The organism is Rhodococcus sp. ACPA1, assembly GCF_002300195.1.
Taxonomy (GTDB): domain Bacteria; phylum Actinomycetota; class Actinomycetes; order Mycobacteriales; family Mycobacteriaceae; genus Rhodococcus_F; species Rhodococcus_F opacus.
Window position 1 is genome coordinate 688,852 of record NZ_NSDX01000005.1, and the last position, 13,879, is coordinate 702,730.

A 13,879-nucleotide genomic window follows, 5' to 3' on the forward strand; every position below is an offset into this window, starting at 1 on the left:
AGGAGTCCAGCGCGTGAACACGACCCTCTCCGCCCGAGCCCGAGCCCTCGTCCCCGCGCTGTGCGCGGCCGCGACTCTCGCGGCGACCCTGACGGCCTGCGGGTCGTCGGACGCAGGCACCGCCTCCGGCGACACCCTCCGCGTCGGGGTGTTCTTCCCCGGCTCGGTCTCCGACACGGGATTCATGGAATCGGGGTATCTCGGCTACCAGCGCCTCGAGGAAACCCTCGGTGACCGGGTGGAGCTGAGTTACGTCGAGCAGGTCGCCGCCGCCGACTACCAGCAGGCCCTGGTGCGGTTCGCGACTGCGAACGACCTCGTCGTGTCGCTCGGCGGTCAGACGGACGCCGACGTCCGCAAGGTCGCACCCCAGTTCCCCGACGTGAAATTCGTCGAGATCGGCGGACCCGCCGACGCGTCCCCGCTGCCGAATCTCGCCTACTACGACCCGCAGCAGGCGGAGGCCGAGTTCCTCAGCGGAGCGGTCGCGGCGACGGCGTCCAAGACGCCGTCCGTGTCGTTCGTCGGCGGTGTCGAACTGCCCGCCATCGTGAACGCCGCGAAGGCCTTCGGCAACGGCGCGGAGTTCGCGCGGCCCGGCACCCAGGTGCTCACCCCGCAGTACCTGGGGGACTTCAACGACCCGGCCAAGGCGAAGCAGGCCGCGCTCGCCAACTACGGCGCCGGCGCGGGCGCGGTGGGACAGATCGTGAACCTCGGCAAGTCCGGGCTGGAACAGGCCGCCACGCAGTCGGGCGCCCTGATGGTGGGCGGGCCGATTCCCGGCGACTGCTCGAACCCCGCCTATGTCGGCTACGTGCACACCGACATCGGCAAGGAAGTGGAATACGCCGTCCAGTCCACCCTGGACGGAACGTGGAAGGCCGAGAACGTCGCGTTCGGCCTCACGTCACCGAACGGCGGCACCGACTTCCTGCTCTGCGGCGCCGACCCCGCCGTCGCCGACGCACTCGACAAGGCGAAGACCGCCCTGGCCACCGGTGCCGTCGAGCCCTACCGAGCGGGCTGACATGAGCACACCAGCATTGCAACTCACGGGAATCGGGAAGAGCTTCGGCGACGTCCGGGCCCTCCACGGTGTCGACCTGTCGGTGCAACCCGGAACGGTGCACTGCATCCTCGGGGAGAACGGGGCCGGGAAGTCGACGCTCTGCAACGTCGTCTACGGCGGTCTGCGACCGGACACCGGCACGATGACCCTGTCCGGTCGCAGATACGCGCCCGGTTCGCCCGCGGCCGCGATGGCGGACGGCGTGGCGATGGTGCACCAGCACTTCAGTCTCATCGGCACGATGACCGTCGCCGAGAACCTGCTGCTCACCGGACGGGGGCTGCGACTGCGCCGCGCGGAACTGCGGACCCGCCTCGATCGGCTCGCCGACGACTATCACCTGCGGATCGATCCGGACGCGCTGGTCTCGGCCATGCCGATCGGTGCGCGGCAGAAGGTCGAGATCGTGAAGGCACTCCTCACCGACCCCTCGTTGATCCTGCTGGACGAGCCGACCGGGGTGCTCGACCCCGGCGAGATCGACGCCCTGATCGAGACGTGCCAGGCCGTCGCGGCGGCGGGCAAGGCGGTCGTCCTCGTCACCCACAAACTCGGTGAGGTGGCCCGCGTCGCGGACGCTGCGACCGTACTGCGGGGAGGCGAGGTGGCAGGCGGGGGCCGCATGTCGGAGCTGACGATCCCCCAGCTGACGACGGCGATGGTCGGAAGGCCGGTGTCGGAACTCGGTCCGGTGCTCGCGGCGGGAGTCGGCGCGGAGAGCGATGGCGGCGCGGTGCCCGAACGGCGGGCGACCGGCCCCGTCGTCCTCGGGCTCCGCGGCGTCCGCGCCACCCGGGCGGACGGCAGCGTCGCCCTGTCCGGCGTGGGACTCGAGGTGCGGGCCGGCGAGATCGTCGGGATCGCGGGCGTCGAGGGGAACGGGCAGAGCGAACTTGTCGCCGTGCTCTCCGGTGCCACCCGACCCGAGTCCGGCACGGTCACGCTCGGCGACGCCGACATCACGTCGGCGTCCCCGGCCCAACGCACCCGGCTCGGTCTCGGGGTGGTGCCGGAAGACCGCCACCGGGAGGCGATGGTGGCGGAACTGCCGCTGTCGGAGAACCTCTTCCTCGGCCGCCTGCACCGCTTCCGCAGGATGGGTCTGCTCGACCGCCGCCGGATGGACGCCGCGGCCCGGGACCTGATCGAGCAGTTCTCGGTACGGACACCCGGGCCGGGAACACCCATGGGTTGGCTGTCGGGCGGCAATCAGCAGAAGGTCGTCCTGGCCCGCGAACTGTCGACGGAGAACCTGCAGTGTCTGGTCGCGGCGCAGCCCACCCGCGGACTCGACATCGGGGCGGTCGAATTCGTTCTGAACCAACTCCGCAGCTGCGCGTCCGCGGGAAACGGAGTCCTGGTCGTGTCCAGCGAGATCCCCGAACTGCTCGCGCTCTGCGACCGCATCTTCGTCAGCTACCGAGGGGCCCTGCTCGGGCCCGTCGACACGTCGGCGGCCACTGCGGGGCAGCACATCGGTGAACTGATGACGGGAACGGCGGCATGACTCGACTTCGAATCCGGGTGCATCACCCACTTCCGGTGGCGGTCGCCGCGATCGCGGTCGCGGGACTCGTCGGACTGCTCCTCGCCGCGGCCGCGGGTGCCACCGTGGCCGAGACCGCCGAGGCGCTGTCCGAGGGGATGTTCGGCAGCAGCTACGCGATCGGAGTCTCGCTCAACACTGCCGCGGTGCTGGCTCTCGTCGCGGCCGGGTTCACCGTCGCACACCGGGCCGGACTGGTGAACGTCGGTGGCGAGGGCCAGCTGTGTGTCGGGGGCATCGCCGCGACCGCGGTCGGCACCGCTCTCGGGGAGGGCACCCCCGCCCCGATCGCCGTCACCGCGGTACTCCTCGCCGCGGCCGGTGCCGGGTGGTCGTGGGCCGCGATCGCCGCGTACCTGCGGGTCCGCCGGGGCACGAGTGAGATCATCACGACGCTGCTGCTGAACTTCGTCGGCCTCGCGCTGGTGCTGCTGATGGTGCACGAGCCCAGCCTCCTCCGACAGCCCGTCACGTCGTCGGAGACGCTGCCGCAGTCCGCGCCACTGGTCGAGTCCGCGCACCTGCCGCTGCTGGGGATCGAACGTTCACCGGGGACGATCGCGCTGTGGATCGCGGTGGTCGCGGTGCTGATCGTCGGCGTGGTCCTGCGCCGGACGGCGGTCGGCGTCCGACTGCGCTCCGTCGGCCTGAACCCGGACGCGTCGGCGCGGCTGGGACTGCCGGTCGGACGGCTGCGATTTCTCAGCTTGTCCTGCGCCGGCGCGTTCTCCGGGCTCGCGGGCGGGATCCTCGTCGCGACGGCGCCGTTCGTGCTCGTCGAAGGATTCTCCTCCGGCTATGGGTTCTCCGGTCTGGTCGTCGGACTCCTGGCGCGCGGTTCCATGCTCGCCGTCGGCGCCGTGTCTCTCCTGCTCGGCTTCCTCGTGTCCGGCGGAATCAATCTTCAACTCGCAGCCGGTGTTCCGGCATCGACCGTGTCGATCGTGGAATCGCTCATGATCATCCTGATCGCGGGAGCGGTGCTGTGGACCGCGACCGGCCGGAAATCGAGCTCCGCGGCCGCGACGACGGCGAAGACCCACGACGTCCCCGACCTGGCTGGAGCGAAGCAATGATGAACACGGTGTCGGACATCGCCGTCAGCGGCGTGGGATTCGCACTCCCGATCCTGGTGGCCGCGAGCGGGGAACTGGTGAGCGAGCGGGCGGGCGTCCTGAACCTCAGCCTCGAGGGCATGATGCTGACCGGGGCGTTCGCCAGCGTGCTCGGCGCCGTCACCACCGGATCCGCGGTGGGCGGCCTCGCGGCCGGACTGGCGGCCGGGATGCTGTTCGGACTGCTGCAGGCACTGCTGAGCGTCACGCTGCGCGCCGACCAGATCGTGGTGGGCATCGCGAGCAACGCCCTCGCCCTCGGTGCCACCACCTACGGCGCCCGGCTGCTCCTCGCGGACGGCAAGGGGCAGAATGCCCCGGGTTTCGCGGCCCTCGAGATCCCGCTGCTGCACCAGATCCCGATCCTCGGACCGGCACTCTTCTCGCAGACGGCCCTCGGCTACTTCTGCTTCGCGGTGGTCGGGCTGCTGGCCGTCACCCTGTCCCGCCGGACCCGGGCAGGTCTCGTCGTCGACGCGGTCGGCGAGGACGCGAAGTCGGCCGACTGGAGCGGACTGCCGGTGCGGAAGATCCGCTACCTGTGCGTGCTCGTCGCGGGACTGACGGCGGGCTTGGCCGGCGCGCAGCTCGCGCTGTCCGAGGTGCGCTCGTTCAGCGACAACATGACCGCCGGAATCGGGTACCTGGCCGTCGTGGCCGTGATCGCGGGCAGGTGGCGCGCGCTCGGCGTGATCTGGGCGTCCGTGTTCTTCGGGATCGCGCAGGCGCTCCAGTTCGCGTTGCCCGCGCTCGGTGTCGGCGTCCCGTTCGCCCTGCTCGTCATGCTGCCCTACGTGATCGCGATCGTCGCGGTCAGTGGATTCATCCGCAACAGCCGCTCACCCGCAAACCTGACCGTCGCGTTCGCGCGCGCGTCCTGATCGATCTCAGCGAGGAAACTCTTGTGACACTGATCCTTTCCCACACCGACGTGGCCGGCCTCATCGACCGCGCCGAGGTGTTCGCCGCGGTGGAACGGGCGCACGCCGACCTGGCCGCCGGGACGGCGTCCGCACCCGCCCCACCTGCCATGACCCTGCAGTCCGCGGCCTTCGTTCCGATGGTCGCGGCGGCGCAGTCGGCCGGCGCAGCCGCGGTGAAGATGCTCGTCGATCTTCCCGGCAACGCCGCCCGCGGTCTGCCCGTCCAACGCTCGGCCGTACTGGTGACGTCCGCGGACACCGGTGAGTGCGAGGCCCTGCTCGACGGCCGCCTGATCACCGCCGTGCGCACCGCCGCCGCCAGCGCCGTGGCCACGAAACACCTCGCCCGCCGAGGCAGTCGGGTGCTGGGGTTGGTGGGCGCCGGGACTCTCGCCGTCGAACACGCCCGGGCGATCACCCGGGTGTCGGACGTCGAGACGGTGCTGGTGTGGTCGCGCTCGGATGCCACGATCGAGGAATTTCGCAGCCGGACAGAGGATCTCGGCATCTCGGTCAAGCCGATGGACTCGCCCGAGGCGGTCACCCGGTCTTCCGACGTCCTCTGCACCCTCACGCCGTCGAGGGACCCGATCGTGCGGGGCGCCTGGTTCGGCGAAGGCTTGCACGTCAACGCCGTCGGTGCGCCCCCGCGCGCGGACCACCGGGAGATCGACGGCGAGGGAATGCGACGTGCCCGGGTGGTCGTCGACTCGGTGGCCACCACCATGACCAAATCGGGAGAGACGCTGCTGGCGCTCGCCGAGGGCGCGATCACCGAGGGCGACGTCGCCGTGGAGCTGGGCGACGTGATCGCGGGCCGCACCGTCGCCCGCACCTCCGACAGGGACATCACGCTGTACAACTCCGTCGGGATCGGCCTCCAGGACCTCGCCGTGGCGCGCATACTGATCGACAGAGCCCGGGAACGGGGCGTCGGAACAGAAGTGGATCTGAGTCGATGAGCCAGAGCGATGTCGGCGACGTGGACCTCGCGCACCTGCGGCGAGCCATCGAACTCGCCGACGAGACGGGCGACGCGGGCAACAGACCGTTCGGTGCGGTGGCGGTCGGGGCCGACGGTCACGTGATCAGCGAGGGCGCCAACTCCGTCGCGACGTCCGCCGACGTCACCGAGCACGCGGAACTCGACGCGATCACCACCGCCTGCGGGGAGGGACGTACCGGCGACCTCGTCGGCGCCACCATGTATGCCAGCGGTGAGCCGTGCCCGATGTGCAGTGCGGCGATGGTGTGGGCCGGCATCACGCGGGTGGTCTACGCGGCGTCGTCCGCGGACTTCTCCCGGATTCTCCCGGACGGTCCCCGGTTCACGCTGGGCTGCTCCGACGTGCTCGAGTCCGCGAGCGTCGAGATCGAGGTCAGCGGACCGCATCTCGGCGACGAGGCGCTCGCACCGTTCCACCGTTTCCTCGACACGGACTGACCCCCGAACGCCGTCAGCCCCCGGCACCGAGGTGCCGGGGGCTGACGGACGTGGGTGCCGGGACTCAGCCGAGCTGCGAGACGACCCAGTCGATGCTCTTCGTGAGCTGCGAGACGTCCTCGGGATCGATCGCCGGGAACATCCCGACACGCAGCTGGTTGCGGCCCAGCTTGCGGTACGGCTCCGTGTCGACGACGCCGTTGGCGCGCAGGATCTTCGCCACCTGAGCCGCGTCGATCTTGTCGTCGAAGTCGATGGTGCCGACCACCTGCGAGCGGTGGGCGGGATCGGTGACGAACGGGGTGGCGTATTCGCTGGCCTCGGCCCACTGGTACAGGCGCGAGGACGAATCGGCGGTACGCGAGGTGGCCCAGTCGAGGCCACCCTTGCCGTTCAGCCAGTCGATCTGGTTGGCGAGCAGCAGCAGCGTCGCGACCGCCGGGGTGTTGTACGTCTGGTCCTTGGAGCTGTTGTCCACGGCGATGGGCAGCGACAGGAAGTCGGGGGTCCAGCGACCCGAATCCTTGATCTCCGCGACGCGCTCGAGCGCCTTCGGGCTCATCAGCGCGATCCACAGTCCGCCGTCGGCGGCGAAGCACTTCTGCGGGGCGAAGTAGTACACGTCGGCGTCGGCGACGTTCACCGGCAGGCCACCGGCGCCGGACGTGGCGTCGATGGCGATGAGCGCATTCTCCGAGCCCGCGGGACGCGAGACGGGGATCGCGACACCCGTGGACGTCTCGTTGTGCGCCCAGCCGATGAGGTCGACGGACGGATCCGAGACCGGCTCGGGAGCACTGCCCGGGTCGGCGGAGACGACGATCGGGTCGCCGATGAACGGGTTGTTCTTCGCGACCGACGCGAACTTGGAGCTGAACTCACCGTTCGTGAGGTGCAGCGACTTCTCCCGGATCAGGCCGAACGCGGCCGCATCCCAGAACGCGGTGGTGCCACCGTTGCCGAGCACCACCTCGTAGCCCTCGGGCAGGGAGAACAGATCGGCGAGGCCGGACCGCACGCTGGCGACGACGTCCTTGACAGGCTTCTGGCGGTGGCTGGTGCCGAACACCGAGGAGCCCACCTCGACCAGCGACTGCAGCTGTTCGGGGCGAACCTTGGAGGGTCCGCAGCCGAAACGTCCATCGGCGGGCAGGAGGTCTGCGGGGATGATCGGTGTGGAGGTCATCGCTACTTTCTGTTCCTTACTGTTCTGACGGGGGAGAGGGTCAGCTGGTGTGGGCGATCTGGTCCCAGCCCTCGACGGACTCGGGGGTGCGGGGTGCGGGTCCGGTGTAGATGGCGGCGGGGCGGACGAGCTTGCCGAGACGCTTCTGTTCGAGGATGTGGGCGCACCAGCCGGCGGTGCGGCCGCAGGTGAACATCGCGGGCATCATGTGCGCGGGGACCTCGGCGAAGTCGAGGATGACCGCGGCCCAGAATTCGACGTTGGTTTCGATGGCCCGGTCGGGGCGGCGTTCGCGCAGTTCGGCGAGGGCGGCCTGCTCGAGGGCGGCGGCCGCCTCGTAGCGGGGGGCGTTCAGCCGTTTCGCGGTGGCGCGCAGCACCCGGGCGCGGGGGTCTTCGGCGCGGTAGACGCGGTGCCCGAAGCCCATCAGCTTTTCCTTGCGGTCGAGGATGCCCTTGACCAGGGCGCGGGCGTCGCCGGACTTCTCGGTGTCCTCGATCATCGGCAGGACGCGGGCGGGGGCGCCGCCGTGCAGTGGGCCGGACATCGCGCCGATGGCCCCGGACAGGGAGGCGGCGACGTCGGCGCCGGTGGAGGCGATGACGCGGGCGGTGAAGGTGGAGGCGTTCATGCCGTGTTCGGCGGCGGAGACCCAGTAGGCGTCGATGGCGGCGACGTGGGCGGGGTCGGGGTCGCCCTTCCAGCGGACCATGAACCGTTCGGTGACGGTCTTGGCCTCGTCGATCCGTCTCTGCGGGACGGCGGGCTGGTAGATGCCGCGGGCGGACTGGGCGACGTAGGACAGGGCCATCACGGAGGCGCGGGCGAGTTGTTCGCGGGCGGTGTCGTCGTCGATGTCGAGGAGGGGCTGGTATCCCCAGATGGGGGCGAGCATGGCGAGGCCGGCCTGGACGTCGACGCGGACGTCGCCGGTGTGCACGGGCAGGGGGAACGGTTCGGCCGGGGGCAGTCCGGGGCCGAAGCGGCCGTCGACGAGCAGGGCCCACACGTTGCCGAAGGTGACGTGCTTGGAGACGAGTTCTTCGATGTCGACGCCGCGGTAGCGCAGGGCGCCGCCGTCCTTGTCGGGTTCGGCGATGTCGCTGGTGAACGCGACCACGCCTTCCAGTCCGCTGACGAAATCGTCCGGTATTGCCGCGCTAGCTGACATAGCTCGTGGACTCTCCTCGTTCGAGTGCCCCCGGTCAGAGCGGCACTGTCTCGGCGTTCGACAATTGCGCTGGGCGTGCATGCGGGATGGGCAGGCACCCTCGTCCGCGCAATCGACTTCCCTTCCCCGGGCATCGCACGATCGCGGCTGCAATCCGAGGGGACGGGTTCGGTCCCCAAAACTTTAGCCGGTGTCACCGGAGAGTTGATCAGTGCATACCCGGGAGTAGCGTTCTCGGCTGTGTCTCCAGATGCAGAACAGCCGAAACCGGTGAACAAGGACCTCGCGGCCATGCGCGTCGGTTACGCACACCAGGGCGCTGACGGACGGTACGTCGACTCCGATCTGGACGCCGACCAGCTGGGCGACGGCTGGCTTCCCCTGATGCGCCTGTGGCTCGAGGACGCCGTGGAGGCCGGGGTTCCCGAACCCAACGCGATGACACTCGGAACCGTCGACGAGCACGGACATCCGTGCACCCGCACCGTCCTCTGCAAGGGATTGAGTACGGACGGTGTGCTGTTCTTCACCAACTACGACTCGGACAAGGGCCGCCAGCTGGAGGCGGTGCCCTACGCGTCGGTGACGTTCACGTGGGTGCCCGTCGCCCGGCAGATCACCGTCCGCGGTCCGGTCGAGCGCGTGAGCGCCGAGGTCACGGACGAGTACTGGCACAGCAGGCCCCGTGGATCCCGGCTGGGGGCGTGGGCGTCCGAACAGTCGAAGCCGATCGGTTCGCGGGCCGAACTGGACGCCGCGCTGCTGCACGCGGCGGAGCGCTTCCCCGTCGACGTCGACATCCCGGTCCGGCCTGACTGGGGCGGAATCCTGATCCGCCCCGCGGTCGTGGAGTTCTGGCAGGGCCGCGCCAACCGGATGCACAACCGCATCCGGACGTCGCTGGTCGACGGCTCGTGGACGGTGGAGCGACTGCAGCCGTGACGGTCGGGGAATAGTGAGCATGGGAAACGAGCTAAGGGAAGAATGACCGAGACCGTCACCGAGAAGAAGAAGCGGCGGCTGCTCGCCGACACCGCGCCGCTGCAGAACCGGGACTACCGCCGCCTGTGGGCGGCCGGGATCGTGACGGTGATCGGCGGGCAGCTCAGTGTCGTCGCCGTGCCACAGCAGGTGTACGAGATCACCCGCAGCTCGGCGTACGTGGGTCTGACCGGCGTGTTCGCGCTGGTACCGCTGATCGTGTTCGGGTTGTGGGGCGGCGCGCTGGCCGACGTCATGGACCGGCGGAAACTGCTGACGATCACCACCGTCGGACTCGGTGTGACGTCGGTGCTGTTCTGGGTGCAGGCGGCGCTCGGACTGGACAACGTGTGGCTGGTACTCGGACTGCTGGGGTTGCAGCAGGCGTTCTTCGCGGTCAATCAGCCCACCCGCAGCGCGATCATCCCGCGGCTCATTCCGGCGGAACAGCTGGCCGCCGCCAACTCGCTCAACATGACGGTCATGCAGTTCGGCGCCATCGCCGGACCATTGCTTGCCGGGGTGATGATTCCGACGGTCGGGTTGTCGACGCTGTATCTCGTCGATTCGATCGCCCTCCTGGCCACGCTGTGGGCGGTGCTCCGGCTGCCTGCCATCCCGCCGACGGGGGAGTCGCGCCGGGCCGGGCTGCGCGAGGTGTTCAACGGGTTCGCCTACCTCGCGACACAGAAGGTGCTGCTCGCGTCGTTCGTCGTCGACATCATCGCGATGGTGTTCGGCATGCCGCGGGCGTTGTTCCCGCAGATCGCGCACGACACGTTCGGCGACCCGGCATCGGGCGGTGTGGCACTCGGACTGCTGTTCGCGGCGATGTCCTTCGGCGCGGTGGCCGGTGGGGTGTTCTCCGGTTGGCTGCCGAGGGTCCGGCGCCAGGGCCTCGCCGTGATCGTGTGCATCGTGCTGTGGGGTCTCGCGATGGTCGGCTTCGGCGTGGTGGTCGGGATCGCGTCACCCGGCGACAGTCCGGTCCTGTTGTGGATCGCTCTCGCGTTCCTCGCATTCGGTGGTGCCGTCGACATGGTCTCGGCCGCGTTCCGCAGCACCATGCTCCAGCAGGTCGCCACGGACGAGATGCGCGGACGACTCCAGGGCGTGTTCATCGTCGTCGTGGCCGGAGGCCCGCGGATCGGTGACGTCGTGCACGGCGCGGCCGCGGCGGCGGTCGGGACGAGCGTGGCGGCCGCGGGCGGCGGCGTCCTCGTCGTCGTCGGTGTGGTGATCGCCGCGCTCGCGTTCCCGGCACTGGTGCGTTACAAGGTCACCCGCTAGGTTCCTGTGCGCCATCACATATCTCGTGCCCATCTCGGGCACACTGAAGTGCATGGGTGAACCGCAGTCTTCGAAGACGGACAGGCCTTCCACGGCCGGATTCGAGATCCGGGGAGGCGGCTACCGGGCCGGTATCGCGGCCACCGGCGCCGGGCTCCGGCTACTCGAATGGGACGGTCCGGAGGGGCCGATGGCGCTCACCGAGACGTGGGACATCGGAACCCGGCCACCGTTGTCGGCCGGGTTGATCCTCGCGCCGTGGCCCAACCGGATCCGCGACGGCCAGTTCGTCTTCGACGGCATCGACCATCAGCTCGAGATCACGGAGCCGACGTTCGGCAATGCGAGTCACGGATTCGTCCGCCGCCGGGACTGGCGTGTCGCGAATCACACCGACGACCGCATCGAGTTGTCGATCGACGTCGGCCTCCACAAGGGGTGGCCGTACCCACTGCGGCTCACCGTCGCATACGTCCTCGACGACGACGGCCTGACCGTGACGCACACGGCGACCAACACGGGAGCCATCCCGGCGCCGTTCGGGATGGGCTTCCACTCCTACGTCCGCGCCGGCGACGTCCCGCTCGACGAGTGCACGCTGCGACTGTCCGCCGGGACCCGGCTGCCCCTCGACGAGCGCATGCTGCCGAGTGGGGGCTCGCAGGCCGTGGCAGGCACCGAATACGACTTCACCAGCCCGCGCACGCTGGCGGGCGTCGCTCTCGACACTCCGTTCAGTGCACTGGACGTCGACGCGGACGGCAGGTCGCGGCACGAATTGCGCGCGCCGGACGGCACCGGAACGGTCCTCTGGGCGGCCCGTGAGTTCGGCTGGCTGCAGGCGTTCGTCGCGGATCCCGACGCCGGTAAGTCGTATCCGGGACGCGGGCGGGCGCTGGCGCTCGAACCGATGACGTGCCCGCCGGACGCGTTCAACTCCGGGATCGATCAGTTGGTGCTCGCTCCGGGGCAGCAGTGGACCGGTGTGTGGGGCATGTCCGCGCTGGGGTCGTAGCGGTTCAACTTTCGAGCATCGAGTGCCCACTTGGTGAGACGGTGTAACACCGGTCGCGGTCCGGCCGATACGTCGGGCGGGGGTTCTTCTGTCGCGGCTGCGGGGCTCTGTCCCACCCTCTGTTCTTCCCTCACCCCGTCTGGCGTCGCGGTGTGCGTTCTGCGCCGTCTCCGGCATCGGTGCAGGTAACGCGGCCAGTCCAGTCTCGGGAAACTGGCCCTCACCGATTCGACGCCCGCGCCGTGCGGGCAAATCGGACACTCGCCGATCCAGTTCGGCGACCCTTCTCCGTGGTCGCCGCGCATCCCGCGGCGGACCCGGATCACGGCCTCTGAGCGGACCCGCCTTCGGCACGCAGGCCAGAGTGGGACTAGTTTCTACCTGAATGAAGTTGTTACTCATTGGTTTGAGCTTGAGAGGGATGCTTCGTGCCTGACAATGACACAAAGCCCACGCTTACCTACCCTGGTGGTGAGCACACGATGTCCATTGCCAGGGCAACCGAGGGCAATGACGGTATCGAACTGGGCAAGCTGCTCGCCAGCACCGGGTACACCACCTTGGACCCGGGTTTCGTCAATACCGCCTCCACCAGCTCCGCGATCACCTACATCGACGGTGAGCACGGGATTCTCCGCTACCGCGGGTACCCGATCGAACAGCTGGCCGGGAAGTCGACCTTCATCGAGGTCAGCTATCTGCTGATCTACGGTGAGCTGCCCACCACGGCGCAGCTCGAGTCGTTCACCGACCGGATCCGGCGGCACACGCTGCTGCACGAGGACCTCAAGAGGTTCTTCGACGGATTCCCGCGGAACGCACACCCGATGCCGGTCCTGTCCAGCGCCGTCAACGCGCTGTCCGCGTACTACCAGGATTCCCTGGACCCGGCCGACCCGGAACAGGTCGAGTTGTCGACCATCCGTCTTCTCGCGAAGCTGCCGACCATCGCGGCGTACGCGTACAAGAAGTCCGTCGGGCAGCCGTTCCTGTACCCGGACAACTCCCTGAACCTGGTCGAGAACTTCCTCCGGATGACGTTCGGCTTCCCCGCGGAGCCCTACGAGATCGATCCCGAGATCGCCAAGGCTCTCGACATGCTGCTGATCCTGCACGCCGACCACGAGCAGAACTGCTCGACGTCGACGGTGCGGCTGGTCGGCTCGTCCGACGCCAACCTGTTCACCTCGATCTCCGGTGGCATCAACGCACTCTGGGGCCCGCTGCACGGCGGCGCCAACCAGGCCGTGCTGGAGATGCTCGACGAGATCAAGGCCAGCGGCAGCAACGCGGACGACTTCGTCCGCAAGGTCAAGAACAAGGAAGACGGTGTGAAGCTCATGGGCTTCGGGCACCGCGTCTACCGCAACTACGACCCGCGTGCGGCGATCGTCAAGCAGACAGCACACACCATCCTCGAGAAGCTCGGCGGCGACGACGAGCTGCTCGATATCGCGATGGCACTCGAAGAGGCGGCGCTCACCGACGACTACTTCGTCGAGCGCAAGCTGTACCCGAACGTCGACTTCTACACGGGTCTGATCTACCGCGCGATGGGCTTCCCCACCCGCATGTTCACCGTTCTGTTCGCCATGGGCCGCTTGCCCGGGTGGATTGCACACTGGCGCGAGATGCACGAAGATCCCGCTACGAAGATCGGCCGTCCACGCCAGATCTACACCGGTTACACCGAGCGTGACTACAAGGACGTCACAGGTCGCTGATCGCGAATACCTGTGCCGAACCATAGAGCCCTCACCGAGGAGGACATATGACCAAGCCCGAGATCGAGTTCCAAGACGGACCCGCCCCGACCGACCTGGTCATCAAGGACGTGGTGGTCGGAGACGGCGCAGAGGCCGTCCCCGGGGGCACCGTCGAGGTGCACTACGTCGGCGTCGAGTTCGAGTCCGGCGAGGAGTTCGACTCCTCCTGGAGCCGCGGCGAGTCCATCCAGTTCCCGCTTCGCGGCCTCATCAAGGGCTGGCAGGACGGCATCCCCGGCATGAAGGTGGGCGGACGCCGTCAGCTCACGATCCCGCCGGAGCTGGCCTACGGTCCCGCCGGCGCCGGACATCAGCTGTCCGGCAAGACGCTGGTCTTCATGATCGACCTGCTGGACGTGAAGGAATAGTC

The 13,879-nt window shown here is 69.0% G+C and carries 13 protein-coding genes; 11 read left to right on the top strand and 2 right to left on the bottom strand.

Translation table 11 applies throughout. The annotated features are described in order from the left end of the window. Window positions 1-13 precede the first annotated feature (13 nt). From CJ177_RS27630 to CJ177_RS27655, 6 genes are read left to right on the top strand one after another with little or no spacing between them, the layout of a single operon-like run. The gene (locus tag CJ177_RS27630) at window positions 14-1,030 is read left to right on the top strand and encodes a BMP family protein (protein ID WP_095869082.1); all 1,017 of its coding nucleotides are present in this window, start codon (window positions 14-16) and stop codon (window positions 1,028-1,030) included. Between the two features lies 1 nt (window position 1,031). Then, window positions 1,032-2,579 (top strand): ABC transporter ATP-binding protein, encoded by a 1,548-nt coding sequence (locus CJ177_RS27635; protein WP_095869083.1) that lies wholly within the window; start codon window positions 1,032-1,034, stop codon window positions 2,577-2,579. Continuing rightward, window positions 2,576-3,694 carry an ABC transporter permease gene (locus CJ177_RS27640; RefSeq protein ID WP_095869084.1) on the top strand — a complete coding sequence of 373 codons (1,119 nt, stop codon included), beginning with the start codon at window positions 2,576-2,578 and terminating at the stop codon, window positions 3,692-3,694. Before CJ177_RS27635 ends, CJ177_RS27640 begins: the two co-directional genes overlap by 4 nt. Next, window positions 3,691-4,614, top strand: a complete 924-nt coding sequence (locus CJ177_RS27645) for an ABC transporter permease (protein ID WP_025431912.1) — start codon at window positions 3,691-3,693, stop codon at window positions 4,612-4,614. Before CJ177_RS27640 ends, CJ177_RS27645 begins: the two co-directional genes overlap by 4 nt. A gap of 23 nt (window positions 4,615-4,637) precedes the next feature. Further along, the gene (locus CJ177_RS27650) at window positions 4,638-5,618 is read left to right on the top strand and encodes an ornithine cyclodeaminase family protein (RefSeq protein ID WP_095869085.1); all 981 of its coding nucleotides are present in this window, start codon (window positions 4,638-4,640) and stop codon (window positions 5,616-5,618) included. Beyond that, a complete protein-coding gene (locus CJ177_RS27655) occupies window positions 5,615-6,100 on the top strand; it encodes a nucleoside deaminase (protein WP_005244099.1) in 486 nt (161 codons plus the stop codon). The genes CJ177_RS27650 and CJ177_RS27655 overlap by 4 nt, the downstream gene beginning before the upstream one ends. Window positions 6,101-6,164: 64 nt before the next feature. On the opposite strand, the gene serC is transcribed toward CJ177_RS27655, so the two are convergent. Together serC and CJ177_RS27665 are read right to left on the bottom strand one after the other, a co-directional pair. Continuing rightward, window positions 6,165-7,286 carry a phosphoserine transaminase gene (gene serC, locus CJ177_RS27660; RefSeq protein ID WP_005244098.1) on the bottom strand — a complete coding sequence of 374 codons (1,122 nt, stop codon included), beginning with the start codon at window positions 7,284-7,286 and terminating at the stop codon, window positions 6,165-6,167. A 40-nt stretch (window positions 7,287-7,326) separates the two neighbouring features. After that, a complete protein-coding gene (locus CJ177_RS27665; RefSeq protein WP_005244097.1) occupies window positions 7,327-8,457 on the bottom strand; it encodes a citrate synthase 2 in 1,131 nt (376 codons plus the stop codon). A 270-nt stretch (window positions 8,458-8,727) separates the two neighbouring features. On the opposite strand from CJ177_RS27665, the gene pdxH reads away from it, so the two are divergent. From pdxH to CJ177_RS27690, 5 genes are all read left to right on the top strand, one after another. Beyond that, complete coding sequence (gene pdxH / locus CJ177_RS27670; protein WP_095869086.1) at window positions 8,728-9,399, top strand: pyridoxamine 5'-phosphate oxidase; 672 nt, start codon at window positions 8,728-8,730, stop codon at window positions 9,397-9,399. A gap of 42 nt (window positions 9,400-9,441) precedes the next feature. After that, window positions 9,442-10,728, top strand: coding sequence for an MFS transporter (locus tag CJ177_RS27675; protein ID WP_095869087.1), 1,287 nt, complete (start codon window positions 9,442-9,444; stop codon window positions 10,726-10,728). Window positions 10,729-10,780: 52 nt separating this feature from the next. Then, window positions 10,781-11,743, top strand: a complete 963-nt coding sequence (locus CJ177_RS27680) for an aldose 1-epimerase family protein (protein WP_005244094.1) — start codon at window positions 10,781-10,783, stop codon at window positions 11,741-11,743. A gap of 428 nt (window positions 11,744-12,171) precedes the next feature. Continuing rightward, complete coding sequence (locus tag CJ177_RS27685) at window positions 12,172-13,467, top strand: citrate synthase (protein ID WP_005244092.1); 1,296 nt, start codon at window positions 12,172-12,174, stop codon at window positions 13,465-13,467. 47 nt (window positions 13,468-13,514) lie between these two features. Beyond that, window positions 13,515-13,877, top strand: coding sequence for an FKBP-type peptidyl-prolyl cis-trans isomerase (locus CJ177_RS27690; protein WP_005244090.1), 363 nt, complete (start codon window positions 13,515-13,517; stop codon window positions 13,875-13,877). The last annotated feature ends 2 nt before the right edge of the window (window positions 13,878-13,879 follow it).